Origin of the sequence: Nocardiopsis prasina DSM 43845, from assembly GCF_000341265.1 — a bacterium.
Lineage (GTDB): Bacteria > Actinomycetota > Actinomycetes > Streptosporangiales > Streptosporangiaceae > Nocardiopsis > Nocardiopsis prasina.
Genome location: NZ_ANAE01000143.1, coordinates 30,060 through 56,048, shown reverse-complemented (window position 1 = coordinate 56,048; position 25,989 = coordinate 30,060). Strand labels below are relative to the sequence as shown.

Annotated in this window: 21 protein-coding genes; 6 read left to right on the top strand and 15 right to left on the bottom strand. The window is 71.0% G+C overall.

The annotated features are described in order from the left end of the window. Positions 1 to 53 precede the first annotated feature (53 nt). The 8 genes from D452_RS0116120 to D452_RS0116085 all read right to left on the bottom strand — a co-directional run bounded on the left by D452_RS0116120 (position 54) and on the right by D452_RS0116085 (position 6,899). The gene (locus tag D452_RS0116120; RefSeq protein ID WP_017545185.1) at positions 54 to 266 is read right to left on the bottom strand and encodes an antitoxin; all 213 of its coding nucleotides are present in this window, start codon (positions 264 to 266) and stop codon (positions 54 to 56) included. A gap of 78 nt (positions 267 to 344) precedes the next feature. Further along, positions 345 to 1,685 (bottom strand): magnesium transporter, encoded by a 1,341-nt coding sequence (gene mgtE / locus D452_RS0116115; RefSeq protein WP_017545184.1) that lies wholly within the window; start codon positions 1,683 to 1,685, stop codon positions 345 to 347. Between the two features lie 272 nt (positions 1,686 to 1,957). After that, positions 1,958 to 3,061 carry a PP2C family protein-serine/threonine phosphatase gene (locus D452_RS0116110; protein ID WP_017545183.1) on the bottom strand — a complete coding sequence of 368 codons (1,104 nt, stop codon included), beginning with the start codon at positions 3,059 to 3,061 and terminating at the stop codon, positions 1,958 to 1,960. 621 nt (positions 3,062 to 3,682) lie between these two features. Then, on the bottom strand, positions 3,683 to 4,150 hold the full coding sequence (locus D452_RS0116105; protein WP_026129371.1) for a ribose-5-phosphate isomerase: 468 nt from the start codon (positions 4,148 to 4,150) through the stop codon (positions 3,683 to 3,685). Positions 4,151 to 4,252: 102 nt separating this feature from the next. Next, the gene (locus D452_RS30910; RefSeq protein WP_017545181.1) at positions 4,253 to 4,399 is read right to left on the bottom strand and encodes a hypothetical protein; all 147 of its coding nucleotides are present in this window, start codon (positions 4,397 to 4,399) and stop codon (positions 4,253 to 4,255) included. A gap of 126 nt (positions 4,400 to 4,525) precedes the next feature. Beyond that, positions 4,526 to 5,947, bottom strand: coding sequence for an aldehyde dehydrogenase family protein (locus tag D452_RS0116095; protein ID WP_017545180.1), 1,422 nt, complete (start codon positions 5,945 to 5,947; stop codon positions 4,526 to 4,528). A gap of 140 nt (positions 5,948 to 6,087) precedes the next feature. Further along, positions 6,088 to 6,243, bottom strand: a complete 156-nt coding sequence (locus tag D452_RS30905; protein ID WP_017545179.1) for a hypothetical protein — start codon at positions 6,241 to 6,243, stop codon at positions 6,088 to 6,090. Positions 6,244 to 6,263: 20 nt separating this feature from the next. Next, positions 6,264 to 6,899, bottom strand: a complete 636-nt coding sequence (locus tag D452_RS0116085; protein ID WP_017545178.1) for a mycothiol-dependent nitroreductase Rv2466c family protein — start codon at positions 6,897 to 6,899, stop codon at positions 6,264 to 6,266. A 259-nt stretch (positions 6,900 to 7,158) separates the two neighbouring features. Here D452_RS0116085 and pepN point away from each other — a divergent pair, with 259 nt between their 5' ends. Beyond that, on the top strand, positions 7,159 to 9,702 hold the full coding sequence (pepN, locus tag D452_RS0116080; protein WP_017545177.1) for an aminopeptidase N: 2,544 nt from the start codon (positions 7,159 to 7,161) through the stop codon (positions 9,700 to 9,702). A gap of 97 nt (positions 9,703 to 9,799) precedes the next feature. Here the strand turns inward: pepN and malQ are convergent, their stop codons facing one another. Further along, positions 9,800 to 11,833, bottom strand: coding sequence for a 4-alpha-glucanotransferase (gene malQ, locus D452_RS0116075; RefSeq protein WP_017545176.1), 2,034 nt, complete (start codon positions 11,831 to 11,833; stop codon positions 9,800 to 9,802). A 199-nt stretch (positions 11,834 to 12,032) separates the two neighbouring features. Between malQ and D452_RS0116070 the strand changes: the two genes are divergently transcribed. After that, on the top strand, positions 12,033 to 13,520 hold the full coding sequence (locus D452_RS0116070; protein WP_017545175.1) for an MFS transporter: 1,488 nt from the start codon (positions 12,033 to 12,035) through the stop codon (positions 13,518 to 13,520). Here the strand turns inward: D452_RS0116070 and D452_RS0116065 are convergent. Beyond that, the gene (locus D452_RS0116065; protein ID WP_026129370.1) at positions 13,417 to 14,856 is read right to left on the bottom strand and encodes an amidase; all 1,440 of its coding nucleotides are present in this window, start codon (positions 14,854 to 14,856) and stop codon (positions 13,417 to 13,419) included. The two genes, D452_RS0116070 and D452_RS0116065, sit on opposite strands and share 104 nt — an antisense overlap. A gap of 210 nt (positions 14,857 to 15,066) precedes the next feature. On the opposite strand from D452_RS0116065, the gene D452_RS0116060 reads away from it, so the two are divergent. Next, entirely contained in the window at positions 15,067 to 15,852 is a 786-nt protein-coding gene (locus tag D452_RS0116060) for a nuclease-related domain-containing protein (RefSeq protein WP_017545173.1), read from the top strand. A gap of 232 nt (positions 15,853 to 16,084) precedes the next feature. Next, positions 16,085 to 17,947, top strand: coding sequence for a dihydroxy-acid dehydratase (gene ilvD / locus D452_RS0116055; RefSeq protein WP_083927539.1), 1,863 nt, complete (start codon positions 16,085 to 16,087; stop codon positions 17,945 to 17,947). 7 nt (positions 17,948 to 17,954) lie between these two features. Here ilvD and D452_RS0116050 read toward each other — a convergent pair whose 3' ends face one another. Both D452_RS0116050 and D452_RS0116045 read right to left on the bottom strand, forming a co-directional pair. Next, the gene (locus D452_RS0116050; RefSeq protein WP_026129369.1) at positions 17,955 to 18,161 is read right to left on the bottom strand and encodes an FmdB family zinc ribbon protein; all 207 of its coding nucleotides are present in this window, start codon (positions 18,159 to 18,161) and stop codon (positions 17,955 to 17,957) included. Positions 18,162 to 18,307: 146 nt separating this feature from the next. Continuing rightward, a complete protein-coding gene (locus D452_RS0116045; protein WP_017545170.1) occupies positions 18,308 to 18,808 on the bottom strand; it encodes an HNH endonuclease in 501 nt (166 codons plus the stop codon). Positions 18,809 to 19,186: 378 nt separating this feature from the next. Here D452_RS0116045 and D452_RS0116040 point away from each other — a divergent pair, with 378 nt between their 5' ends. Together D452_RS0116040 and D452_RS0116035 are read left to right on the top strand one after the other, a co-directional pair. After that, positions 19,187 to 21,280: a prolyl oligopeptidase family serine peptidase gene (locus D452_RS0116040; RefSeq protein ID WP_017545169.1), complete on the top strand. Its 2,094-nt coding sequence runs from the start codon at positions 19,187 to 19,189 to the stop codon at positions 21,278 to 21,280. 159 nt (positions 21,281 to 21,439) lie between these two features. Continuing rightward, positions 21,440 to 21,877 (top strand): acyl-CoA thioesterase, encoded by a 438-nt coding sequence (locus D452_RS0116035; protein ID WP_026129368.1) that lies wholly within the window; start codon positions 21,440 to 21,442, stop codon positions 21,875 to 21,877. Between the two features lie 9 nt (positions 21,878 to 21,886). Here the strand turns inward: D452_RS0116035 and D452_RS0116030 are convergent, their stop codons facing one another. The 3 genes from D452_RS0116030 to D452_RS28410 form a co-directional block, all read right to left on the bottom strand. Then, positions 21,887 to 22,438: a globin gene (locus D452_RS0116030; RefSeq protein ID WP_239646405.1), complete on the bottom strand. Its 552-nt coding sequence runs from the start codon at positions 22,436 to 22,438 to the stop codon at positions 21,887 to 21,889. Positions 22,439 to 22,574: 136 nt separating this feature from the next. Continuing rightward, positions 22,575 to 24,239: an energy-dependent translational throttle protein EttA gene (ettA, locus tag D452_RS0116025; protein WP_017545166.1), complete on the bottom strand. Its 1,665-nt coding sequence runs from the start codon at positions 24,237 to 24,239 to the stop codon at positions 22,575 to 22,577. Positions 24,240 to 24,619: 380 nt separating this feature from the next. After that, positions 24,620 to 25,978 carry a DUF4192 domain-containing protein gene (locus tag D452_RS28410; protein WP_017545165.1) on the bottom strand — a complete coding sequence of 453 codons (1,359 nt, stop codon included), beginning with the start codon at positions 25,976 to 25,978 and terminating at the stop codon, positions 24,620 to 24,622. Positions 25,979 to 25,989: the final 11 nt, after the last annotated feature.

Sequence of the window (25,989 nt, the reverse complement as noted above, 5' to 3'; positions counted from 1 at the left end):
CCCATTGTGGGCCAGCCCCATCCGTTCCGTTCCACGGGCCCGAACCCCCGCGTCTACTCCTGCCCCTTGTCCTTCTTGTTCTCCTGCGCGCGCTTGCGCAGATAGTCGGTGGCGGCCCCGGCCCCCTTGTCGATCTTGTCGTCGTGAGACCCGCCGGTCGCCTTCTTGGCGGCGTCGGCCACCTTGCCGACGACCCCCTCGGCCTTGTCGGCGTGGTCGTTGACGGCCTTCTTGAGCCGGTTGAACGTATCTCCGGTATCGGACATCGAATCCCCCTCAGACGCGTCCTGCCTGTTGGTGCGATACCCGTTTCCACCCACTTCAAGCGAAACGTCAGCCTCGGGTCACAACCCCAGCACCATGCGCGCCACCGAGAAGTAGATGAGCAGACCGGTGGCGTCCACGAGCGTCGCGACCATGGGTGAGGAGACCACGGCGGGGTCCACCCCCACCTTGCGGGCGAGCAGGGGCATCGCGGAGCCGATGATCGCCGCCCAGGTGCAGATGGCGATCACCGAGAGGGCGACCACCACGGCGATGTCGAAGCCGACCAGCACCGACCCGATGACCAGGGCGATCCCCGCGAGCATGACGCCCAGGAGCAGACCGACCCGGCTCTCCTTCCAGATCACCGAGGGGAGGTCGCGTACCCGAACCTCACCGACCGCGAGGGCGCGCACAATCGCCGTGGCCGACTGCGCGCCCACGTTCCCGCCGGTGCCGATGAGCATCGGGACGAACATCGCCAGCGCCGTGACCTCCTCCAGGGTGGCCTCGTAGACCTGCATGACGTTGACGGTCAGGGTCGCCGCGACGATGAGCAGCATCAGCCACACCGAACGCGCGCCGACCAGGCGCAGCACCCCGACGGACACGTAGTGGTCGTCGATCGGGCTGGCACCGGACTGACGGGCCATGTCCTCGGAGTCGGCCGCCTCGATGACCTCGAGGGCGTCGTCGAAGGTGAACAGACCGACGAAGCGGTCCTCGGAGTCCACCACCGGGAGGGAGACCAGGTTGGCCTCCTGGATGAGTCGGGCGGCGTCCTCGACCGGTTCGCTCACGCCCACCCGGGGCGCGAGGACGTCGACCAGGTCCTTGAGGACGCGGTCGTCGTCGCTGACCACGAGGTCGCTCAGGGTGATGGTGCCGAGCAGCCGACGGCCGTCGCTGACCACCGGGAGGGTGTAGATGGTCTCGGCGTCGGCTCCTTTGGCGCGCACCACCTCCAGAGCGCGGCCCACGGTGAGGTCCCGGTGCAGGATGACGGTCTCCGGCGTCATGTACCGGCCGACCGAGTCCTCGGGGTAGCCCAGGAGCGCGGCGGTCATCTTGCGTTCGGCGGGGCTCAGCCCGGCCAGCGCCCGGGTGGCGATCTTGGCCGGGGCCTCCCCGATGAGGCGGGCCCGGTCGTCCGGGTCCATCTCCTCCAGGATGTCGTGGAAGTCGGTGCCGCGCAGGCCGAGGAGGATGGCCTGCTGCTGGCCGGGATCCAGCTCCTCGAAGACCTCCAGCTCACGGTCCTTGTCCAGGAGGCGGAAGGGGATGATCGCCTCGCCGCTGGACATGCGGGCCAGTTCGTCCGCGATCTCGTGGGGCCTGTGTTCGGCCAACCAGAGCCTGATCCCGGTCAGGTCGTTGATCTCGACCAGGTCCGTGAGTTCTTCAGCGCGCTCGCCGTCCATGCGAAGCACCCCCTTGCGTCTCCATCGCCCGGCGGGCACGCCCGCGGGGCCGCGAAAATCCGGTAGGTCCGGGTCCTGGGGACCCGGTCCGGCCCCTGGTCACTGGTGTGCTGGTCCGTGCGGGCGTCGGCGCCCAGGGGGCGGAGAGGGGCGGGCACGGTGGTCCGTGAACGGGTACGAAGACCTCGTACCGGGGTCGGGGAACATGTCGACCCTACCGCCAGGAACGGCTGGGGCGACTCACCCCCTGCCGGTGCCGAGGCGGCCGGGGGTCAGGTTCTCCAGAGGACCACGAGCGCGCAGTCGTCGTTCTTGTCCTTGCTGAGGGTGTCCACGACCTCGCTGGCGCCGGTGGCGAACCCCTGGGTGACCAGCGATTCGGCGGCTCCGAGGAGACGGTCGATACCGGCGTCGAGGTCCTCGCCGGGCGTCTCGATGAGGCCGTCGGTGCACAGCATGATGGCGTCGCCGGGCCGCAGCTTGCCCTGGACTGAGGTGTAGGTCATCTCGGGGATGACGCCCAGCACCACGCCCTTGGCCTCGGTGGTGCTCCACACCCCGCCGCCGCCGTCGAAGTGCAGGGCGGGCGGGTGCCCGGCCGAGGCGACCTGGTACTCGCCGGTCTCGGTGTCCACGCTCAGGTGGACGGCGGTCACGAAGCCCTCGCCGCCGCTGTTGCGCATGAGGTAGTCGTTGCAGTGGGCGAGGAAGTCGCTGGCGGGGACGGCTCCTATGAGGCCGCTGAAGGCGCCCGAGAGCATCAGGGCCCGGGTCCCGGCGTCCACGCCCTTGCCGGAGACGTCGACGACCGCGATGTCGAGCCGGTGTTCGCGGCGGATGGAGACGACGAAGTCGCCGCCGAACGAGGAGCCGCCCGCCTGGCGCAGGACGGCGGTGCGCCCCCAGCCCGCGGGGACCGGGGGGAGCTTGCCCTGGTCGCGCAGCCGGTCGCGCAGGTCCAGCAGCATCATCTCGCCGCTCAGGCCCTGGACGCCGAGGCGTTCGCGTACACCGGACAGCAGGTAGGACAGGACCCCGGTGACTCCGATGGTGACCACCAGGCCGGGGCCGACCTGGCCGAAGTCGAGCATGAAGGCCACGAACAGCAGCACGGCGACGACCACACCGAGCAGGAAGGCGAGGCTCTTGCGCTTGAGCAACAGCCCGCCCGCGAGGACGGTGAGGATGGTGGAGCTGGGCGGGAACCAGCCGGTGGGACCCCACACGGCGCCGACCCCGATGCCCACGGCGATGGCGACCAGGGTGATGAGTACGAGACGATAGCGGAAGAGCACCTTGCGCCGGAGCACCGCGACGATGCGCTGCACGGTGGATCGCAGCAGTCGGGTGGTCCTGGCGGTCGGTGTGGGGTTCATTGATCCTCTAGGCTCGGCACGCCCGCTCACCCGCGGGGGTCACTCCTGGTCGGGGTACGGCACACCGGTGCGCTCATGGTCGCGTCGGGGCCTGTGTCTGGGTCGGCGGAGGGGGAGTCGTGTGGGGGCACGGCCCGGATCGCGGAGGCTGGTTCCGCCGAGGGGCGGGCACCGATGGACGCGGACAACACGGTGTCTCGGACTACGATGGCCCGCCGCTGTGCACGAACTGTAGCGCTTGGGGTGCTGGCCTGGCACGTACTACCAGCGGCGATCCGCCCCATAACCCCGGGTTTGGGTTCCGCCTAAACCCGTGTTCGCGGGGTCGGACTCACGTACCCGTAGGGGAACTTCCCGGTGATTTCGGGACCCCTCCCCTCTCCCGGACACGGCAGGCCGGCCGGGTGTGTCCCGGGCGCGCTCGCGCGTTTCGCGAAGAACCCACACCGGACGGCGCGGGCCACTCCCGGGCAAGGATCCCACAACGACCCCCGAGGGCGACAGGACCCCCGGTCCCGAACCGGACACGGACCCACGGCGCCCGGAACGCGTTCGTCCCCGCGTGCCGGGCACGCGGGGACGAACGGTCGGTCCCGCTCGGAGCGGGGCCGGAGAGACGGGTTACGGAAGCGGGGGCAGCTCGCCGGTGCGCTCGTAGTCGCTCAGCATGGCGATACGGCGGGTGTGTCGCTCCTCGTCGCTGTACGGCGTGGCGAGGAAGAGCTCCACGAACCGGGTGGCCTCCTCCAGGGAGTGCATCCGGCCGCCGATGCCGAGCACGTTGGCGTCGTTGTGCTCGCGCGCCAGCTTGGCGGTGTCCTCGCTCCAGGCCAGGGCGGCGCGGACGCCGGTGACCTTGTTGGCCGCGATCTGCTCACCGTTGCCGGAGCCGCCGATCACGACGCCCAGGGAACCCGGGTCCTTGGCGACGCCCTCGGCGGCGCGCAGGACGAAGGGAGGGTAGTCGTCGACCGCGTCGTAGACGGCCGGTCCGGCGTCCACGACCTCGTGGCCGTTCTCCTTCAACCAGGAGACGAGGTGTTCTTTGAGCTCGAAGCCCGCATGATCTGATCCAAGGTAAACACGCACGTCACCAGTGTGACAGCTCCCGGGAACAAACGACGCCGCACCCCACCCGGTCGGTGTGACCGGCGAGGGGCGCGGCGCGCGTCGTGTGGGTCGCGCGGGGGATCAGGCCCCGGCGGCGGCCGCCGCCACGCTCAGACCGAGGACGGCGAAGCCGGCCATCGACAGGATGGCGATCAGGTTGTAGACGAGGATCGACTTGAGGTCCTTACCGAGAGGACCTGCCTTGGAGACCGCGGGCTTGCTGCTCAACTCACACCTCGATTGGGTTCGACCAGGGGATGACCAGTCGGAATCTTTCCACACCGCACAACGCGCGCGTCACCGGGTCCGATTCCGGGAGTACCTGGTGGGGGGTGGTGAGACCGGACACAGGGGTCACCTCTGCACGGCCTTGACCTCGCAGAACTCCACCAGTCCGGGAAGGCCCCACTCGCGTCCGTTGCCGGAGCGCTTGTACCCGCCGAAGGGGGCACGCGGGTTCAGGGCCCCGCCGTTGAGCTCCACCTGCCCCGCCCGGAGGCGACGGGCGACGGCCAGGCCCTCGTCGGGGTCCCCGGCCCACACGGCGGCGTTGAGCCCGTAGACGGTGTCGTTGGCGATCCCCACCGCCTCCTCCACCGTGTCGTAGGGGATGAGGACGAGTACCGGGCCGAAGATCTCCTCCTGGGCGACGCGCATGTCGTTGCGCACGTCCGCGAAGACGGTCGGGCGGACGTAGTAGCCGACGGCCCGCTCCTCGACGGGTTCGGACCCCCCGGTGACCAGGCGCGCGCCCTCCTCCACTCCGAGGTCGACGTAGGCGCGGACCTTGTCCCGCTGCGCGGCCGAGACCAGCGGACCCAGCCGGGTGGCCTCGTCCTCGGGGTCGCCCGGCACGTACTTGGCCGCGGACGCGGCGGCCAGCTCCACTGCCTCCTCATAGGAGTCGCGGTGCACGAGCATGCGGGTGAGGGCATTGCAGCTCTGGCCGGTGTTGCGCATGACGTCGGCGACGCCGCGCTTGACCGCCTTGGTGAGGTCGGCTCCGGGCAGGATGACGTTGGGCGACTTGCCGCCCAGTTCCAGGGCGACTCGCTTGATCGTCTCGGCGGCGACCTGGGACACCCGGGTCCCGGCGCGGGTGGAGCCGGTGAAGGAGACCATGTCCACCCTCGGATGGGCGGCGATCGCCTCGCCCACCACCGGCCCGGTACCGGAGACGAGGTTGAACACGCCCGCGGGCAGACCGGCCTCGTGGAGGATCTCCGTCAGCCAGTAGGCGCTCAGCGGGGCGACCTCGCTCGGCTTGAGGACCACGGTGTTGCCCGCGAGGAGCGCGGGGACCACCTTCAGGACGATCTGGTGCAGCGGGTAGTTCCACGGGGTGATGGCGCCGACCACGCCGACCGGCTCGTGCACCACCAGGGAGTTGCCGACCTCCTCGCCGCCGAAGTAGCGCTCTCCGTGCTCCTCGACCAGGTCGATGTAGGTGCCGAACATGCGCGAGGGCAGACCGGCCTGCACCTTGGTGGCGAAGGTGGCGGGCGCGCCCATGTCGGTGGTCAGCAGCCGGGCGACGTCGTCGAGGCGGGTGTCGAACAGCTCCCGCGCGCGGGACAGGTGGGTGACGCGCTGGCCCGGGGTGAGCGCGGACCAGGCGGGGAGAGCGGACGCGGCGGCCTCGACCGCGGCGTCGACGTCGGCGGCGGCACCCGCCGGAACGGTGTCGATGACCTTCTCGGTCGCCGGGTTGACCACGTCAAGGGCCTCGTCTGAGGCGGAGTCACGCCAGGCGCCGTCGATGTAGAGGGATCGCATGGCCCCACTTTCGCAGAACGCGATTCGGGTTGGCCAGAGCGAGGGGGCCGCGGAAGCGACGGCGGGGCGGGCACCCGTGGTTCCACGGATACCCGCCCCGGCCGGGCGCCGAGGGGCCGGGCCCGGTTCGGCGCCGGAGGTCAGCCCCAGTGCGGGGGACGGTCGGCGATCAGCCGCGCGGTGGAGTCCTCGTCGCTGTCGCCCCACCCCTCCGAGCGCTCGTCGCTCGTGGTGTCGGGCAGCAGGTCGAGGTCGTCGAGGAAGGTGGCGCGGCGGTCGTCGTCAGGCCCTGGCATGGGTGCTCCCGGTGAGGTGGTCAGTCGAAGATGGGCGAGCGCGTGCGGGTGCGCTTGAGCTCGAAGAACCCGTCGGTCCCGGCGACCAGGCGCACACCGTCCCACAGCTTCCCGGCGGCCTCGCCGCGCGGGATCGGGGAGACGACCGGCCCGAAGAAGGCCACGTCCTCCACCTGGATGACGGGCGTACCGACGTCCTCCCCCACCAGCCTCATCGCCTCGCCGTGCGAGGCGCGCAGGGCCTCATCGTACGCGGTGGAGTCGGCGGCCTCCGCCAGGTCCTCGGGCAGCCCGGCGTCGGCCAGGGCCGCCCGGACGGTGTCCGTTTCCTTCGCCTCGCCACGGTCGTGGTAGCGGGTGCCCAGGGCCGTGTAGAGGGCGCCGAGCACCTCGGGGCCGAAGCGCTCCTCGGCGGCGACGCACACGCGCACCGCACCCCAGGCGCGGTCCAGGAAGTGCCGGTAGTCCGCGGGCAGGTCGCGTCCCTCGTTGAGCACGCTCAGGCTCATCACGTGCCAGCGCACGGTCACGGGGCGGACCTTCTCCACCTCCAGCAGCCAGCGGGAGGTGATCCAGGCCCACGGGCAGGCCGGGTCGAACCACATGTCCGCGAACACGGTCTCCGGCTCGCCTGGCTGTGCGGGGGTCTGGGTCATCGCTGCTCCTCGTCCGGGGCCTGAGGTCTCGGGCCTGGGGGAAGTTCGGGTTCCGATGGCCGCGGTCCGCCGAGGACGCACCGCCGCCATGGATCGTCAACCACGGTGATCGGTTGCGCATTCCGCCCCGCCGCGTGACAGGATCGAACCGACGACAACGACCTCAGGCCCGACGGCGCCCACCCCCAGTCGGCGGGCCCGACGCGGTCGACAACCGATTTCCGGCCGACGACGAAGACGGCCGTGAAGGGAGCGTGGCGTGGCAGGGAACCTGACACGGGACGAGGCCAAGGAGCGGGCCCGCATTCTCGGCGTGGACTCCTACGCCGTGGAGCTGGACCTGACCACGGGTGACGAGACCTTCCGGTCCACCACCGTCGTGCGCTTCTCCAGCTCGGAGCCGGGCGCGCGGACCTTCGTCGACCTGGCCGCGCCGAGAGTCAGCAGCGCCGTGCTCAACGGGCGCGAGCTGGACGTGGCCGAACTGTTCGACGGCGAGCGGCTCACCCTCCCGGACCTGGCCGCCGAGAACGAGCTGACCGTCGTCGCCGACGCCGCGTACATGCGCACCGGCGAGGGCCTGCACCGGTTCGTGGACCCCGTCGACGACTCGGTGTACCTGTACAGCCAGTTCGAGACGGCCGACGCGCACCGCATGTTCACGTGCTTCGACCAGCCCGACCTCAAGTCCACGTTCGAGCTGACCGTGTACGCGCCGCCGTCGTGGGAGGTCGTCTCCAACAGCGCCCCCGACGTGGAACGCGAGGCCGCGGGTGAGGAGCGGGTGCGCTGGCACTTCCCCGCCACCCAGGTGATGTCCACCTACATCACCGCGCTGATCGCCGGTCCGTACCACGTGGTCCGCGACGAGCACGACGGCATCCCGCTGGGCCTGTACTGCCGCGCCTCGCTCGCCGAGCACCTGGACTCCGAGGCGTTGTTCGAGGTCACCAAGCAGGGCTTCGACTTCTTCCACGGCCTGTTCGACCTGCGCTACCCGTTCGGCAAGTACGACCAGCTGTTCGTGCCCGAGTTCAACGCGGGCGCGATGGAGAACGCGGGCGCGGTGACGTTCCTGGAGGACTACGTCTTCCGCTCCCGCGTCACCGACGCCCGCTACGAGCGCCGCGCCGAGACGATCCTGCACGAGATGGCGCACATGTGGTTCGGTGACCTCGTCACCATGCGCTGGTGGGACGACCTGTGGCTGAACGAGTCGTTCGCGACCTACGCGAGCGTGTACTGCCAGGTCAACGCCACCCAGTGGTCGGACGCCTGGACGACCTTCGCCAACGTGGAGAAGGCGTGGGCGCTGCGCCAGGACCAGCTGCCCTCCACGCACCCGATCGCCGCCGACATGGTCGACATCCAGGCGGTCGAGGTCAACTTCGACGGCATCACCTACGCCAAGGGTGCCTCCGTCCTCAAGCAGCTGGCCGCCTACGTGGGCGTGGACGCGTTCTTCGCGGGCGTGCGCGCCTACTTCAAGGAGAACGCGTTCGGCAACACCGAGCTGCACGACCTCCTCAAGCACCTGGAGGCCGCGTCCGGCCGTGACCTGTCCAGCTGGTCGAAGGAGTGGCTGGAGACCACGGGCGTCAACACCATGCGCCCGGAGTTCGAGGTCGACGCGAACGGCGACTTCACGTCGTTCACGATCCTCCAGGAGGCCGCCTCCGAGCACCCCACGCTGCGCTCGCACCGGCTGGCCGTGGGCCTGTACGACCGCACCGCCGACGGCATCGTGCGCCGTGAGCGCGTGGAGCTGGACGTCAGCGGGGCCCGTACCGAGGTCGCCGATCTGGTCGGCAGGGCCCAGCCGGACCTGGTGCTCATCAACGACGACGACCTCACCTTCACCAAGATCCGTCTGGACGAGCGCTCCCTGCGCACCGTGGTGGAGGGCGCGGGCGAGATCCGCGAGTCGCTGCCGCGCGCGCTGGCCTTCGGCGCCGCATGGGACATGACCCGCGACGGTGAGATGGCCGCCCGGGACTACGTGGCGCTGGTGACCTCCGGCATCAGCGGCGTCAACGACGTCACAGTGGCCCAGACCCTGCTCCGACAGGCCTCGGGAGCGCTCATCAACTACGCGGACCCGGCGTGGCGCCCGTTCGGGTTCGCGCTGCTGGCCGACCGTCTCAGCGAGCTGCTGTCGTCCGCCGAGCCCGGCGGCGACCTCCAGCTGGCCTACGTCAACGCCCTGGCGGACGCGGCCGTGACCGACGCCCACCTGTCCCTTCTGCGGGGGCTGCTGGACGGCGCGATCACGGTGGAGGGCCTGGAGGTCGACACCGACCTGCGCTGGACCCTGCTGCGCCGCCTGGTCGCCGCAGGTGCGGCGGGTGAGGCGGAGATCGCCGCCGAGCTGGTGGCCGACCCGACCGCCGCCGGTCAGCGCAACGCCGCCGGCGCCCGGGCCGCGATCCCCACCGCCGAGGCCAAGGAGACCGCCTGGGAGCGGATCGTGGGCGGGGACCTGGCCAACGCCGAGTTCCGCGCCACCCTGCTGGGCTTCACCGAGCCGCGCCAGGCGGAGCTGTTCCGCCCCTACGTGGAGCGGTACTTCGCCCAGCTCGCCCCGGCGTGGGAGAAGTGGACCGGTGAGTTCGCGCAGTCCTTCGCCGAGATCGTGTACCCGAGTCAGCTGGTGGAGGAGGCGACCTTGGAGCGCACCGACGCCTATGTCGCCGAGCACTCCCCGGCTCCGGCGCTGTACCGCCTGCTGATCGAGGGGCGGGCCGGGGTGGAGCGTGCCCTGCGTGCCCGCGCCAAGGACATCGCCGCCGGTCAGAACGGCTGACGTCCAGGGTCTGAGCGCACAGGGGACGGCCCCGGGGACAGTGTTCCCCGGGGCCGTCCCGTCTTCGGTGGATCGTGTGCCCGGTGGTCGGCCCGCCCTAGAGGCCGCGGCCCTGGTGGCCGAGGGGACCCAGGGTGCGGCGCACCCGGGCGACCATCCTGGGGTCGGCCAGCAGCTCGTCGACCAGGACCGGTTCGCCCTCGCCGCTGGTGAGCGGTATCCGCCAGTTCGGGTATTCGGTGCTGGTCCCCGGTTGGTTCTGCATGCGCCGCTCCCCCACCACGTCGGTGAGCGCGACCCCGAGCATCCGTGCCGGGGTCGCGGCCAGGTAGGCGTGCATCGCGGCGACCACGGAGGCCGGGTCCCCCACCGGGTCGGCGTCCTCCTCCAGGAGCCCCAGGTACACCAGCAGGGCGCACCACTGGGCCACCCGGGCCTCGGAGTCGGCCCGTTCCTCTGCCACGGGCCGGTCGAGCAGGCCGAGGCGGTCGCGCAACTCCACGTGCTCGGCCGACAGGTACGAGGAGACGGGTGGGAGGTCGTGGGTTGCCACGGTGGCCAGACAGTCCCGGCGCCACCTGTCGGGCGCGAGCGGTTCGCCGTCCGCGTCGTTCTCGAACCACAGCACGGAGGTGCCGAGGACCCCGCGATCGGAGAGGTGGTCGCGGACCCAGGGCTCGACGGTGCCCAGGTCCTCGCCGACGATCACCGCGTCCGCGCGCCGGGCCTCCAGCACCAGCGCGCCGACCGTGCCCTCGTGGTCGAAGCGCAGGTAGGTGCCCTGGTCGGCCGAGGCGCCCTCGGGCACGCACCACAGCCGGAACAGGCCCATGACGTGGTCCATCCGCAGGCCGCCCGCGTGCCGCAGGCCCTGGGAGAGGATCTGGCGGAACGGCCCGTAGCCCAGCTGAGCGAGGCGGGTGGGGTTCCAGGGCGGCTGCCCCCAGTCCTGCCCGCGCCGGTTGAACTCGTCCGGCGGGGCGCCCACGTGCAGTCCGTGGACGAGGGCGTCGCCGTACATCCACGCGTCCGCCCCGCCCGCCTGCACGCCGATGGCGAGGTCGTGGACGATGCCCACGTCCATGCCGCTGTCGAGGGCGCTTCCCTGCGCCTGGGCCAGCTGTTCGTCCAGGATCCACTGGAGCCAGCGGTGGAACTCCACGCGCGGCCACAGGTCCAGGGCCCGTCTGCCCACGGTGAGCGAGCCGACGTCGCGCAGCTCCGAGGGCCAGGTACGGAAGTCGGAGCCGTGCTCCTCCGCGAGCGCCGACCACGTCGCGAACTCCACCAGGGGCTGGCCCTCGCGCTCCAGGTAGTGGCGCAGCGCCTCCTCACGGCCCGGTGCCCGCGGAACCTGGAAGAGGATCTCCAGGGCGGTGAGCTTGGCCTCCCAGACGGCGTCGCGGTCGAGGAGGTCGGCGGTACGGCCGCGTTCGCGCAGCGGCCGCGCCAGGCGCTGGATGCCCTCGCGCTGGGCGGGGTCCAGCCGCGCGTACTCGGGGACGTCCTCCACACGGACGTACAGCGGGCTGGCGTAGCGGCGGCTGACCGGCAGGTACGGGGAGGGTTCCAGAGGTGTGACGGGTTCGGTGGCGTGTACCGGGTTGATCAGGGTGAAGTCGGCGCCGAGGTCCCGGGCGCTCCACTCCGCGAGTTCGGAGAGGTCACGCAGGTCCCCCGTGCCCCAGGAGGCCCGGGAGCGCACGCTGTAGACCTGCGCCATCAGTCCCCAGAGACGGGGGTTGTCACGCAGCGCGGTGGATTCGATCCGGTCGGGGACGACCAGGATCGGGGCGTCGTGTTCGGTCCCCCTGTCGGTGACCCGCAGGGTGTGCACGCCCAAGGGCAGCCCCGGGTCGAACGGAAGCAGGCCGCCGTCCGCGGTCTCCACGGAGGCTCGGGCGCCTTCGGGCAGCGCCAGGTCCGGTGCCTTGCCCTCCCGAACCACCACGGCGGGTGGCAGCAGGCCGTGCCCCGGTCCCGCGTCGGGATCGGTCGGGTCCACCCCCAGGGCGGACAGGACATGGCGGATCGTGTCCGGACTGACGGGCACCTGCCGGCCCCGCCAGTCCTCGTATGCGGTCGCGACCCCGTAGCGCTCGGCGACCCGGGTCAGCTGAACGTCCCTCACAGACACCGATCATGCCCCACGGTGGCGCGCGTACACCGCAGGACGACCCGGCGTGGGGACAGAAGATGCTTCCCCTCGACGTTCCTGGGCCCCGGCTCGACCTCCCCTTTCCCCTGGCTTTCCCTGGCCCCGCTCGCACCGGGGACGGTGGGGAGAATCCCTTGGCGAAGCGCCCGGTGGGAGCGGCATAATCGAACACGTGCTCGCCAACTACCGACGGCTCTTCGCCGTGCCCCACGTCCTGTCCCTGTTGATCTGGTCCCTCGCGGCCCGGTTCTACACACCGGGGTTGATGATCGCGGTCACCTTCCTCGTGCAGGGCTGGACGGGGTCCTACACCCTCGCGGGCCTGGTGGCGGGCGCGTTCACCCTGGGCATGGCGCTGGTCGGACCGTTGCGCGGGCGCATGGCCGACCGGGGCAACAGCGACCGTCTGGTGCTGGTGTGCGGCGTGGTGTTCACGGTCGGTCTGGCGACCCTGGCGCTGCTGCCCGCGTCGCTGTGGTGGGTCTCCATCCCCCTGGCCCTGGGCACCGGCCTCTTCGGCACCCCGGCCAACCAGATCGTGCGCGCGCTCTGGCCCCGGCTGACCACGGGTTCGGAGCGGCAGGCGATCTACGCGGCCGAGGCCACCACCCAGGAACTGATCTTCGTCTTCTCCCCGATCCTCACCGCCGGTGTGGTGGCGTTCGCCGGTCCACGCTGGGCGCTGTTGCTCCTAGGGATTCTGGGACTGATGGGCGCGGTGGGGTTCGCTCTGGCCCTGCGCCGCGCGGACGTGACCGGCCCCGCCGAACCGGACCGCGCCGTCACGGTCCCGCAGGACCCCGCTGGCAGGCAGGACCGCGCCTCCACCCGGGTGAACCGCAGTCTGCTCTTCCACCCGGCGCTCTGCCTGCTCTTCGCGATGTGCGGGATGATCGTCTCCGGTGTGGTCGGCATGGACCTGGTGATCGTGGCCTGGGCCAACGAGCTGGGCGCGCCGCACTACGTGATGGTGCTGGCCTCGGTCTGGGCGCTGGGCTCCCTGGTGGGCGGCGCGGTGGCCGGGGCGCTCCGGGGCGCCCCGCGGCTGCCGCTGCGGGCCTTCGGGGCGGCACTGGGCATCGCGGTGTTGGTCCCGTTCCTGCCGCCGGTCAGCCACCTGCCGACCCCGCTGCTGATCACCCCGCTGCTCTTCGTCTCGGGTCTGGCGCTGGCGCCCACCCTGGCCGCCGCGATGGGGCGCCTGGGCGACACCGCCCCCGCCCATCGCAGGGCGGAGGCGTTCGGCTGGATGGCCACGGCCATGAGCATCGGCGCGGCGGTGGCGGGGCCGCTGACCGGTGCACTGGTGGACACCAACGGGATCGCGGGCGGCGCGCTGGGCGCGGCCGCACTGGTACTGGTGTCCGCCGTCCTCAGCCTGTTCCTGGGCCGCGCTTCGGGGTCCACGGACCGCGAGGACGCCGCGGCGGAAGCCACCGACCCGGCGGAGGTGTCCGCCGTCCTCGACGCGAGCCCGGCAGCACCAGGGTCCGGCGCGTCGCTGGTCTCGGCCGCCTCCACCACGGCCGAGGGAGACGCCGTCGGCTTCGAGGGGGTCAGTCCGTCCAGCCCCCGGGAACCCGGTGTGCCCATGGACGGGCCCGCTCCAGCTGCGCCGACAAGGACAGAAGGGTCCCCTCACCGCCCATCCGCCCCGTGAGCATGGAGCCGATCGGCAGACCGCTCGGCGACCAGTGCAGCGGGACGCTCACCGAGGGCTGCCCGGTCACGTTGTAGATCGAGGTGAACGGGGTGAACTCGGTCATGAGCCGGAACTCCTCCTCCGGTCCGCCCGAGGTGAAGTGCCCGATCGGCACCGGCGGCCGGGCCAGGGTGGGGCTCAGGACGGCGTCGAAGCGTTCCGTGGCCGTGAGCATCGCGCGGGTGCCGCGCTGGAGGCGGGCGGTGGCCTGCACGTGTTCGGGGACGGTGGTCCGGCGGGCGCGTTCGCGGAGCCACTGGTAGATCGGTGTGAGCTCGCCCTCGCGGGCCGGGTCGACGGGCGTGGCCGAGGCGATGGCCGCCCACAGGTACGGGAAGTCGTCGGCGAAGGTCCCTCCGAAGGCGGACTCGAAGGGGTTGTCGATCTCCTCGACCTCGTGGCCCAGCTCCAGGAGCAGCCGGGTGGTCTCCTCGTGGGCGGCGAGCACGTCGGGGTGGACGGAGATGCCCGTGGACCCGGTGTCGGAGTAGCGGGCGAGGCGCAGCCGTCCGGGTTCGCGCCGGGCGTGGTCGGCGAAGGTCTCGCCGGGGGGCAGGGGCGGAGCGGTGAACAGGTCGCCGGGGAGGTTGACCGCCATGGCGTCCAGCATCAGGGCGGCGTCCAGGACCGTGCGGGTGATCGGTCCCGCCGTGGACAGTCCGTTGAGGTCGGCGCGGTCGGGTCCAAGGGAGACCCGCCCCCGGGTGGGCTTGAGCCCGAAGAGGCCGCAGACACTCGCCGGAATGCGGATGGACCCGCCGCCGTCGCTGCCCTGGGCCACGGGTGCGAGCCCGGCGGCCACGGCCGCGGCGGCGCCCCCGCTGGAACCGCCCGGCGATCGGGTGGTGTCCCAGGGGTTGCGGCTGGGTGGGGCGACGGCGTTCTCGGTGTGGCAGGTGGCGCCGAACTCGGGGGTGTTGGTCTTGCCGAGGAAGACCGCGCCCGCCTCGCGCAGCTGGGCGACCGCCGCCGAGTCGGTGGGTGCCACGAGGTCGGCGTACAGGCGTGAGCCGAAGGTGACGCGGACTCCGGCGAGGGTGTCCAGGTCCTTGATGGGCAACGGGACACCGAGGAGCGGGGGCAGATCGTCCGGCGTGTCGCTCAGAACGCGTTTCTGTGCATTTCGGGCCTGTTCCAGAGCCAATTCTTCAGCGACCGTAACGTAGGCGCCGTACCGGTCGTCCAACCTCCGAATTCGCTCGAGATAGTGCTCAGCGATCTCAACAGGCGACAGTTCACGACTGCGGACCAACGCGGCGAGTCGGTGCGCGGGAAGTTCATGAATTCTGGTCATGCCACCCGAGGTTAACCGGGTAGGGCAACGGGCACCACGCCGAAGAACGGTACTTCTCCAGAGAGGTGACGAAAGAGCAATCCTTCCCCGTTCCGACGCCCCGGACACGCTTGGGCGCCAGGACATCAGGGAAGAAAAGTGTGAGAAGTAATGCACTAGGACTCGGATATGGATGGAACTAACCTGTCCGTCGTGGAATCGGCAACCAGAGTGAACGGTCGTAGCTCATCCTCCGACGGGTCGGAGCACGAACGACCCGAGGCCCTCTTCTTCCCCAACCAACGCAAGGAAGGCGGGGCGGCGAACACCAGGGCCCTGTACGGGGCTCTGAAGTCGAACGACGCCGTCCGCCGCTGGATCTTCCGGAGCGTTCCGGCCGGGGCGGTGGCGGGTGCCTTCGGCATGCTCACCGGAGACTGGAGGATCGGCGTCACCCTCGGTCTCATCGTCCTGGTCGGGGTGATGGTCTGGAGCGCCCGCCGGGAGTCGGAGATCCCCCGCTGGCGCAAGCCCTCGGCGGCCCAACGCCGTACCGAGGTCCAGCTCAAACTCATGAAGCAGCTCGGCTACCGCGTCCTCCACGCGCGCGCCGTCCCCGGCGGCAACGGGCAGATCGACCACTTCATCGTGGGTCGGCGCGGCGCGTTCGCCATCGACTCGGAGTCCTGGGACAAGCGTCTCCCGCTGCGCAACAAGCTGGAGAAGCTCTACCACGGCCGGTTCAGCAAGAACGAGCGCATCGACGAGGCCCTGGAGGAGGCCAAGCGCGCGGAGGAGCTCATCAGCAAGGAGCTCGGCCGCGACATCTCGGTGCGCGCCTCCCTGGCCATCTACGGCCCGGGCATGCCCTGGGACAGTCACCGGCTGCGGGGCGTGGACATCATCACCGGCACCAAGGTCCGCAAGTGGCTGCGCAGCGGACGCGACCGCCTGAGTGAGACCGAGATCGAGGAGATCTACCAGGCCGCCAGCAAGGCCCTGCCGCCGCGCTACTGACCCCGTCCCCCTCCATCGCACCAAGGCCCGGAACCAGCCACACCGTCGTGGCCTCCGGGCCTCCCGCGTTTCCGGGACCGGCCCGAACACCCCCCGAAGACACGGCGAACGGGGGCCTCCACCTCGACCTATCTCAACATCCGGAACGGGCGTCTCCTCCGGCGAGACCGAACCTGCCCCTGAAGGGGACTACCATCGTGGGGAAACACCCGTATCGATGGGAGTCCACCCCATGCCAGCCCTACGCTCACGCACGGTCACCCACGGCAGGAACATGGCAGGTGCCCGCGCCCTCATGCGCGCCACCGGCGTGGAGCGCGAGGACTTCGGCAAGCCCATCGTGGCCGTGGCCAACAGCTTCACGGAGTTCGTGCCCGGACACGTGCACCTGCGCGAGGTCGCCGAGGTCGTCGCGAACGCCATCCGCCAGGCGGGCGGCGTGCCCCGCGAGTTCAACTCCATCGCCGTCGACGACGGTATCGCGATGGGCCACGGCGGCATGCTCTACTCGCTGCCCAGCCGCGAGCTGATCGCCGACTCGCTCGAGTACATGGTCAACGCGCACTGCGCCGACGCCCTGGTGTGCGTGTCCAACTGCGACAAGATCACCCCGGGCATGCTGCTCGCCGCGATGCGCCTGAACATCCCCACCGTGTTCGTTTCCGGCGGCCCCATGGAGGCCGGGAAGGTCACGGTGGTCGACGGCACCGCCACCACGGTCCGCAAGCTCGACCTGATCAACCCCATGATCGCGGCGGCGGACGAGAGCGTCTCCCAGGCCGAGCTGGACGAGATGGAGGAGAACGCCTGCCCCACCTGCGGCTCCTGCTCGGGCATGTTCACCGCCAACTCGATGAACTGCCTCACCGAAGCCATGGGGCTGGCCCTGCCCGGCAACGGCACGGTCCTGGCCACCCACACCGCGCGCAAGGCCCTCTACGAGGACGCCGGGCGCCTGGTGGTGGAGGCCGCCCAGCGCTACTACCGCGACGACGACGCCTCCGTGCTGCCGCTGTCCATCGCCACCCCCGCGGCCTTCGGCAACGCCATGGCGCTGGACGTGGCCATGGGCGGCTCCACCAACACGATCCTGCACCTGCTGGCCACCGCCACCGAGGCCGGAGTGGACTTCGGGCTGCCCGAGATCGACGCCGTCTCCCGCCGCGTCCCCTGCCTGTGCAAGGTCGCGCCGAACACCGAGAAGTACCACATCGAGGACGTCCACCGGGCGGGCGGCATCCCCGCCATCCTGGGCGAGCTGGCCCGGGGCGGCCTGCTCGACACCTCGCTGCCCACCGTGCACGGAAAGACCGTGGGCGAGTTCCTCGCCGAGTGGGACATCGCCTCGGATGCGGTGCTGCCCGAGGCCGTGGAGCTGTTCCACGCCGCCCCCGGCGGTGTGCGCACCACCAAGGCCTACTCCCAGAGCGTCCGCTGGGACACGCTGGACGCCGACCGCGAGAAGGGCTGCATCCGCTCCGTGGAGCACGCCTACACCAAGGACGGCGGCCTGGCCGTGCTGTTCGGCAACCTCGCCCCGGACGGCGCGATCGTCAAGACCGCCGGTGTGGAGGAGGAGCTGTGGACCTTCTCCGGGCCCGCGAAGGTGTTCGAGTCGCAGGAGGACGCCGTGGACGGCATCCTCAACAAGCAGATCGAACCCGGTGACGTGGTGGTCATCCGCTACGAGGGCCCCAAGGGCGGCCCCGGGATGCAGGAGATGCTGTACCCGACGAGCTTCCTCAAGGGCCGCGGCCTGGGCAAGGCCTGCGCGCTCATCACCGACGGCCGCTTCTCCGGCGGCACCTCGGGGCTGTCCATCGGCCACGCCTCCCCCGAGGCGGCCGCGGGCGGCGACATCGCCCTGGTCGAGGACGGCGACACCATCAGCATCGACATCCCGAACCGGGGCATCGTGCTGGAGGTCGGCGAGGAGGAGCTGAACACACGCAGGGAGCGCCTGCTCAAGGAGCTGGGCCGGTTCCAGCCGCGCGACCGCCAGCGCCCGGTGACCGCCGCGCTGCGCGCCTACGCGGCGATGGCCACCTCGGCCTCCACCGGCGCGGCGCGCGACGTCACCCAGATCGAGAGGTAGGGCGGCCTCAGCCGCAGCAGCCGCCCCCGCAGCAGCCTCCCCCACCGGAGGACGCGGGGGCGGCGGCGCGTCCGCCCACCGCCACGGTGGACAGCAGGCGAACGGTGTCGTCGTGGCCCCGGGGACAGTCGGCGGGGGCGTCGGACTCGGCCATGGGACGGGAGAGCTCGAAGGTGTCGCCGCACTCGCGGCAGCGGAAGTCGTATCGGGGCATGACCCAAGGATAGGCCGGGACGGGGTCGGTCTCCAGCCCCTCCCCGACCCGGTGCACGGGGGCGCCCCCGGCGAGTCGACGGGGTCGACTCACCGGGGGCGCCGTCCGGGCCGGGTGGGACGCCCGGTTCCGACCCTTGCTGCCGCCTAGGCGGCCAGATGCGCCATGTACGGTTCCCACTGGGGGTCACCGTGCAGGTCACCGTTGATCAACCGCCAGTGGGGGCCCTTGGGCACCTTGGGGGTGATGTGCAGTTCCCAGCCGATCTCGTCCAGGAACTTGTCCGCCTTCCGGTGGTTGCACGGCTTGCATGCCGCCACCACGTTCTCCCACACGTGCGCGCCACCGCGGCTCCGGGGGATGACGTGGTCGATCGTCTCCGCCTTCTTCCCGCAGTAACCGCAGATGTGCCGGTCCCGCCGCATGAGCGCCACCCGGGTGAGGGGCACTCTCCGGCTGTAGGGGACGCTGATGTAGCGCCGAAGCCTGATCACCGACGGTACGTCGTAGGAGCGCGTCGCCGAGTGCAGCACCGCCCCCGCGCCGTCATCGTGAACGACCTCCGCCTTCTCGCGCAGCACGAGCAGGATCGCTCTGCGCAGGGGCAGCGTCGTCAGTGGTTCAAAGCTGGCGTTGAGCAGCAGCACGTGGCGGCGGGCGGTACCTGGACCACCCTCCCGGCTGCGTCGGGCGCTCATCGCGTCGCCCCGACGGCCGCGTGCGACCGCCGTGTCTCTTCCCCGGCCAGCCGATCAGCCAGCCAGGTGACCTCCCTGTGCACCGACCCGAGGATCGGTGTCTCCGTACGCCTTGCCACACGGACCTCCCGGTGGTTCCCGCCGAGTTGCGTCCCGCATTCAGTTTGCTTGTTCGGACCGCTCCGGCGCCACCCCAATTTACGTCGGGCCGCCCAGAAAACACCCGTTGTCGCTTTCTGGAACCCATTCTGCGTCCCGGCGCCCCGGATTCATCCTCCCGCCGCGCCGAACACACACAGTGAGATAACGGTGGATAGGGTGCGAAGTATGCGCGAACTCCGCTATCCCCCGGCCACTCGGCTGGACATCAACGAGACCCTCCACGGACACACTGTCCGCGACCCCTACAGGTGGCTGGAGGACGCCGACTCCACGGACACCAAGGCGTGGTCCGACGCCCAGGACGACCTGTACCAGAAGCTGTCGAGCGACTACGTGACCCGCGACTGGTTCGCGGATCAGGTGCGCTCACTCATGGGCGCGGGGCACGAGGGCACACCGCTCTGGCGCGGCGACCGGCGCTTCGTCACCCGGCGTGCCCCCGGCCAGGAGCACGCGGTGCTGCACGTGCGGGACGGTGACGATCCCGAACGCGTCCTGATCGACCCCGGCGCCCTCGACCCCTCCGGCCTGACCACCCTCGACGCGTGGCGCCCCTCTCCCGACGGCCGACTCCTCGCCTACCAGCTCTCCGAGGGCGGCAACGAGGAGTCGTCGCTGCGCGTCATCGACGTCGACTCCGGCGAGCTCGTCGACGGCCCCATCGACCGCACCCGCTACAGCCCGGTGGCCTGGCTGCCGGACGCGTCGGCCTTCTACTACGTGCGCCGCCTTCCCCCGGAGGACGTGCCCGAGGAGGAGACCTCCTACCACCGCCGCGTCTACCTGCACCGGCTGGGCACCCCCGACGACCAGGACGCCCTGGTCTTCGGCCAGGGCCGGGAGAAGACCGAGTACTTCGGGGTCGAGGTGAGCCAGGACGGTCGCTGGCTGGTCCTGACCTCCGTCCGGGGCACCTCGTCCGCGACCAACGCCTGGGTCGCGGACCTGGAGGAGGGCCCCCTGGAGAGCCCCCGCCTGGCCACGGTCCAGGAGGGCGTCGACTCCGACCTGCACCCCACGATGGGCCGGGACGGCCGCCTGTACCTGTTCACGGACCGTGAGGCCCCGCGCGGGCGCCTGTGCGTCGCCGACCCGGCCGCGCCCGGGTACGAGAACTGGACCACGCTGATCCCCGAGGACCGGGAGGCGGTCCTGGAGGGCCACTCCCTCCTGGGTTGGGACGGCAACGGCACCCCCGAGCTCCTGGCCGTGTGGAGCCGGCACGCCGTCAGCGAGATCACCCGGCACGACCCGGAGACCGGGGAGCGCCTCGGCGCGCTCCCCATGCCCGGTCTGGGCAGCCTCGCCGGGCTGAGCACCAGGCCCGAGGGCGGGCACGAGGCGTGGTTCGGGTACACCGACAACACCCACCCCTCGTCGGTGTACCACTACGACGCGCGGAGCGGGGAGGTGACCCCGTGGGCCGGTTTCCCGGGCGAGATCGACCTGCCCGAGGTCCGGACCGAACAGGTCGCGTTCACCTCCAAGGACGGCACCACCGTCCGCATGCTGGTGGTCTCCCCCGCGGAGCCCGCCGACGGTCCGAGGCCGACCATCCTCTACGGGTACGGCGGCTTCCAGATCTCCCTCACCCCGGGCTACTCCGCCGCGATCCTGGCGTGGGTGCGCGCCGGGGGCGTGTACGCCGTCGCCAACCTGCGCGGCGGTCTGGAGGAGGGTGAGGAGTGGCACCGGGGTGGCATGCTCGCCAACAAGCAGAACGTGTTCGACGACTGCGCGGCGGCCGCCGAACACCTGATCAGCAGCGGGATCACCACGCCGGAGCGGCTCGCCGTCATGGGCGGCAGCAACGGCGGGCTGCTGGTGGGATCGATGGTCACCCAGCGCCCGGACCTGTTCTCGGCCGCCGTGTGCTCGGCGCCGCTGCTGGACATGGTGCGCTACGAGAGGTTCGGCCTGGGCCAGCTGTGGAACGTGGAGTACGGCAGCGCGGAGGACCCCGAGCAGCTGGGCTGGCTGCTGGGCTACTCGCCGTACCACAACGTGCGTGAGGGCACCCGGTACCCGGCCACCCTGTTCACGGTGTTCGACAACGACACCCGGGTGGACCCGCTGCACGCGCGCAAACTGTGCGCGGAGATGCAGTCGGCCACCTCGGCGCCGGTCGAGGAGAAGCCGATCCTCGTCCGCCGTGAGGCCGAGGTCGGGCACAGCTCCCGGTCGGTGAGCCGGAGCACGGCCCTGACCGCCGACCAGCTCGCCTTCCTCGCCCACCACTTGGGGCTCTCGACGCCCTGACCTCGGCGCCCTCCTGCGGGTGAGGAGAGCAAGGACACAGAGGGAGGGCCTCCCGCGCCGGGGTTCACCCAGGTGGTCTTTGGGAGAATCGTCGGAGTCGGGGCGCGTCCCGCACCACATGGTGCGGGGCGCGCCCACCCCGCGGAGAGGATGCAGGACGTGACACAGACCGAGGCCGAGAACGCCGCGACCACCGGACCCCAGCGGTACGTTCACCTGGCCCAGGTGCGCTACGCCGACCTTGACCCGCAGCAGCACGTGAACAACGTCCGGATGCTGACCTACCTTGAGGACGCCCGCGTCGGTTTCCTCCACTTCGGGGCGGGCGGGGACGCCCCCGAGGCGTTCGGCGCGACGGTGGTGGCCCGCCAGGAGGCCGACTACGTCGCCCCGCTACTGCCCAGGATCGAGCCGGTGCGCGTGGAGCTGTGGGTGTCCGGGGTGCGCAACGCCAGCTTCACCATGGACTACGAGATCCTCGACGAGGACCGCGTGTACCTCCGCGCCAGGACCGTCCTGGTCGGCTTCGACGTGGCAACGCAGAGCGCCCGGCGCCTCAACGACGCCGAGCGCTCGCTCCTGCACAGGTTCTCCTGAGGGGGCGGGTCACCGCTTCAGGGAGATGGTGACGGCCTCGCCGTCGTCATCCTCACCTGCGCCCCCGGTGTCACGCCGCACCTTGCCGTCGCCGCCCACGCGCAGTGAGGTCGGCTCGACCACCGCCGGCGGGGTGGCGTCCTCGGCGACGTTCACCATGCTGTGCGCGGCCATCACCATGTACTCCCAGAGCTGGCGCTCGAGGACCTCGTGCAGGTCCAGGGAGTCCACGGCGTCACGCATGTGCTTGAGCCACAGGTCCCGCTCGGCGGCGCCGATCCGGAACGGCACGTGGCGCATGCGCAGGCGCGGGTGGCCCCGCTGCTCGTTGTAGGTGCGGGGGCCGCCCCAGTACTGGATGAGGAACAGACGCAGCCGCTCCTCGGCGGGGCCCAGATCCTCCTCGGGGTACATGGGCCGCAGCACGGGGTCGTCGGCGACGCCCTCGTAGAAACGGCGGACCAGGCGGGTGAAGGTCTCCTCACCGCCCACGGCCTCGTAGAACGTCATTCGCGCGGGCTCTTCGCCCGCGCTCTGGTGGTCATCACGCGCGGAAGTCATCGCCCCCAGGGTATGCCACGTTCACGCTCCCTCCCCGAGACCGTCCACAAGGGGAACAACCCGGCCCCTCCGGGGCACGCGGAAGGCCCCGCCCCCGGAGGTCTCCGGACGGCGGGGCCTGACGGCGAACCCGTGACTAGTCGCGGGTGAGCTTGCGGTGGGTGACCGCGTGGGGGCGCGCGGCCTCCGGGCCGAGGCGCTCGACCTTGTTCTTCTCGTAGGACTCGAAGTTGCCCTCGAACCAGTACCAGGAGGAGCCGCCCTCCCAGGCCAGGATGTGCGTGGCGACGCGGTCCAGGAACCACCTGTCGTGGGAGGTGATCACGGCGCAGCCCGGGAAGTCCAGGATGGCGTTCTCCAGCGAACCGAGGGTCTCGACGTCCAGGTCGTTGGTGGGCTCGTCCAGGAGCAGCAGGTTGCCGCCCTGCTTGAGAGTGAGCGCCAGGTTGACCCGGTTGCGCTCACCACCGGAGAGCACACCGGAGGACTTCTGCTGGTCCGAGCCCTTGAAACCGAAGGCGGCGACGTAGGCGCGGCTGGGGATCTCGACCTTGCCCACGGTGATGAAGGACTCGCCGTCGGAGATGGTCTCCCAGACGTTCTTGGAGTCGTCGATCCGACCCCGGTACTGGTCGACGTAGGAGGTCTCGACCGTGTCACCGACGGTGATCTTGCCCTCGTCGGGGGCCTCCTCGCCGACGATCATCTTGAACAGCGTCGTCTTGCCGACACCGTTCGGACCGATGATGCCCACGATGCCGTTGGGCGGGAGCGAGAAGCTGAGGTCCTCGATGAGCACCCGGTCCTCGAAGCCCTTGGTGAGGTTCTTGACCTCGACCACGGTGTTGCCCAGACGCGGACCCGGCGGGATCTGGATCTCCTCGAAGTCCAGCTTGCGGGTCTTGTCGGCCTCGGCGGCCATCTCCTCGTAGCGTGCCAGACGGGACTTGCTCTTGGTCTGGCGGGCCTTGGCGTTGGAGCGGACCCACTCCAGCTCGTCCTTGAGGCGCTTGGCCTTCTTGACGTCCTTTTGCCCCTCGACCTTGAGACGGGCCTGCTTGGTCTCGAGGTAGGTGCTGTAGTTGCCCTCGTAGGGGAACAACTTCCCGCGGTCCAGCTCCAGGATCCACGTGGCGACGTGGTCGAGGAAGTACCTGTCGTGTGTGATCGCGATGACGGTGCCCGCGTACTTGGACAGGTGCTGCTCCAACCAGTTCACGCTCTCGGCGTCCAGGTGGTTGGTGGGCTCGTCCAGCAGCAGGAGGTCGGGGGCCTCGAGCAGCAGCTTGCAGAGCGCCACGCGGCGCTTCTCGCCACCGGACAGTTGGGTGACGGAGGCGTCACCGGGCGGGCAGCGCAAGGCGTCCATGGCCTGCGCGAGCTGGCTGTCCAGGTCCCAGGCGTTGCGGTGGTCGAGCTGCTCCTGGAGCTTGCCCATCTCCTCGAGCAGGTCGTCGGAGTAGTCCGTCGCCATCTGCTCGGCGATCTCGTTGAAGCGGTTCAGCATCGCCTTGGTCTCGGCGACGCCGTCCTCGACGTTCTCCAGGACCGTCTTGCTCTCGTCGAGGCGCGGTTCCTGGGCGAGCAGACCCACGGTGAACCCGGGCATGAGCCGCGCCTCACCGTTGGACGGCTGCTCGATGCCGGCCATGATCTTCAACAGCGTTGACTTACCCGAACCGTTCGGGCCAACGACACCGATCTTGGCTCCGGGCAGGAACGACCCCGAAACGTTGTCAAGGACGACCTTGTCGCCGTGCGCCTTGCGCACGTTTTGCATGGTGTAGATGTACTCCGGCATGCCTCCAAGCCTAGGGCGTCCCGGCCGGTGCCCCCGCCATCGCGGGGGATCAGGGAGCGAAGGAACGTACCGCGCGGAGGCCGCCGGCAGGGCCGTTCCCCGGGTCGGCGCGGCAGCTGGGGCCACCCCTCGTTCCTTCGCCCCCGGAGCCGCGCCGCTCAGGGCGATCACTCCGCACAGGATCACCGGACCGGACGGTGCGCAGGGTGCGGAGGGCGGAGTCGGACCGGCCGGAAGGCTCTCGGATGCCGGGGCGCTCGTCATCGGGCGCGCTTCGCCGGAAGCCGTCATTGCCGCGGTCCCACCCCGCGCCGGAAGGTCATGCGGATGTTCAGCGCTCCGGCGAGCACGAGCAGGAGGCCCGGGACGCCGAGGCAGAGTCAGCCGGTGGCGAATCCGGTCGCCGCAGTCTGGCACCGGGGCCGGTTACTGATCCGTAGGGCATGGCATCGCTGGTCGTGTCGTCCACCCCGACACCCTCGGTCCGGAGGCGGAGCCGACCTCGGCGCGCAACACCACGGAAGAGGCACATTCCGGCCCAGGGGTCGCGCGGCGGCGTCCCGGCGACCACCCCGGTGAAACGTGATCACGCATGGTGCAGGAGTGGGTGGCTGAGCCGAACGGAGCCACCCCGGTCGCCTCCGTAGCCGCACATGCGCTCTCTCGGGGTCCGGTTCCCCGCCGTCCCCGTCCGTGACGCGGGCGGCCAGGAAACCGCGCCAGCGATCCGCGGGCAGGCCCACCTTCAGGGCGCGGGCCATGAGCACCGCCATCGCGTACCCCGGCTCCGTTTCCAGGGCCACGTCGACCGCGGCGCGAGCCAGGTCGAGGTCGTCGTGCTGCCAGGCGGCCACGGCCAGCAGGGCGGCCGGTGCCGGGAGGAGGTGGTCCGGCAGGTGGCGGACCAGGCGGGACCAGAGCCGGACGTGGACGCGCGCGGACTCCGGTGTGATGCGGGTCCACACCGCGTCCCGCACCCGGACGCGGGTCAGGTGGACGCCCAGCCGGGCGAGGACCGCAGGGTCGGTGACCCGCCGCAGCGCCTCCTCCGCCAGGGCCTCCAGCACCTCGGCGGTGCGGCGTTCCACGTGACCGGCCTCCTCGTGGGGCGCGGCCTCCTCTGCGGCGGCCGCCTCTGCCGCCTCTGCCCTCGCCGGACCGTGCGCGGGCTCCAGCAGGAACCCGGTCCGCGTGGAGGGGGTCCGGCCGAGCGGCACCAGCCCCCGCACCACCGCCCCGGCCGGGACCGGGGACGCGTCCGCGTCGAAGCGCCTCCCCTCGGCGGGGCAGCAGCCGGGGTCGTGGCACAGGTAGGACCAGAAGCGGTCGCCGGTCACCCGGAGGGCCTCCAGGACGGGGAGTCCCCGGGCTCGGGCCTCACTCAGGAGCGCGCGCACGTGGGGCGTGACCCGCGCCGAGTGACCGAAACCGGCCACCAGCAGGGCGCTGCCGTCCTCTGCGAGGGCGGCGTCCACCGCCGCCCGACCGCTGCGGTCCGGGGTGAGGACGTGGTCCAGGTGGTCGAGTCCGCCGTACAGGACCCCGAGGACGCTGTCCTGCCTGAGAACCAGCGCGACCACCGCGTCGTCCAGCGGTCGGTCCACCAGGTAGGGCAGGGCGGCGAGCAGGTCCGTCGGGGTACGCAGGCGCAGGGGTGCGGGAGTGGGATCGGGGGTGGGAGATGAGGTGGGGGCGGGGTCGTCGGATCCGGAGGAGGGGTCGTGCTGTTCACCGGGCATGGTTCAACGTT

What these genes read in the sequence shown, in the direction of transcription:
- D452_RS30905 (WP_017545179.1), bottom strand. Translation starts at nt 6,243, where the DNA reads ATGCCAGGGCCTGACGACGACCGCCGCGCCACCTTCCTCGACGACCTC.
- mgtE (WP_017545184.1), bottom strand. Translation starts at nt 1,685, where the DNA reads ATGGACGGCGAGCGCGCTGAAGAACTCACGGACCTGGTCGAGATCAAC.
- ettA (WP_017545166.1), bottom strand. Translation starts at nt 24,239, where the DNA reads ATGCCGGAGTACATCTACACCATGCAAAACGTGCGCAAGGCGCACGGC.
- D452_RS0116120 (WP_017545185.1), bottom strand. Translation starts at nt 266, where the DNA reads ATGTCCGATACCGGAGATACGTTCAACCGGCTCAAGAAGGCCGTCAAC.
- D452_RS0116030 (WP_239646405.1), bottom strand. Translation starts at nt 22,438, where the DNA reads ATGACTTCCGCGCGTGATGACCACCAGAGCGCGGGCGAAGAGCCCGCG.
- D452_RS28410 (WP_017545165.1), bottom strand. Translation starts at nt 25,978, where the DNA reads ATGCCCGGTGAACAGCACGACCCCTCCTCCGGATCCGACGACCCCGCC.
- D452_RS0116050 (WP_026129369.1), bottom strand. Translation starts at nt 18,161, where the DNA reads ATGCCCCGATACGACTTCCGCTGCCGCGAGTGCGGCGACACCTTCGAG.
- D452_RS0116095 (WP_017545180.1), bottom strand. Translation starts at nt 5,947, where the DNA reads ATGCGATCCCTCTACATCGACGGCGCCTGGCGTGACTCCGCCTCAGAC.
- D452_RS0116085 (WP_017545178.1), bottom strand. Translation starts at nt 6,899, where the DNA reads ATGACCCAGACCCCCGCACAGCCAGGCGAGCCGGAGACCGTGTTCGCG.
- D452_RS0116040 (WP_017545169.1), top strand. Translation starts at nt 19,187, where the DNA reads ATGCGCGAACTCCGCTATCCCCCGGCCACTCGGCTGGACATCAACGAG.
- ilvD (WP_083927539.1), top strand. Translation starts at nt 16,085, where the DNA reads ATGCCAGCCCTACGCTCACGCACGGTCACCCACGGCAGGAACATGGCA.
- D452_RS0116065 (WP_026129370.1), bottom strand. Translation starts at nt 14,856, where the DNA reads ATGACCAGAATTCATGAACTTCCCGCGCACCGACTCGCCGCGTTGGTC.
- D452_RS0116110 (WP_017545183.1), bottom strand. Translation starts at nt 3,061, where the DNA reads ATGAACCCCACACCGACCGCCAGGACCACCCGACTGCTGCGATCCACC.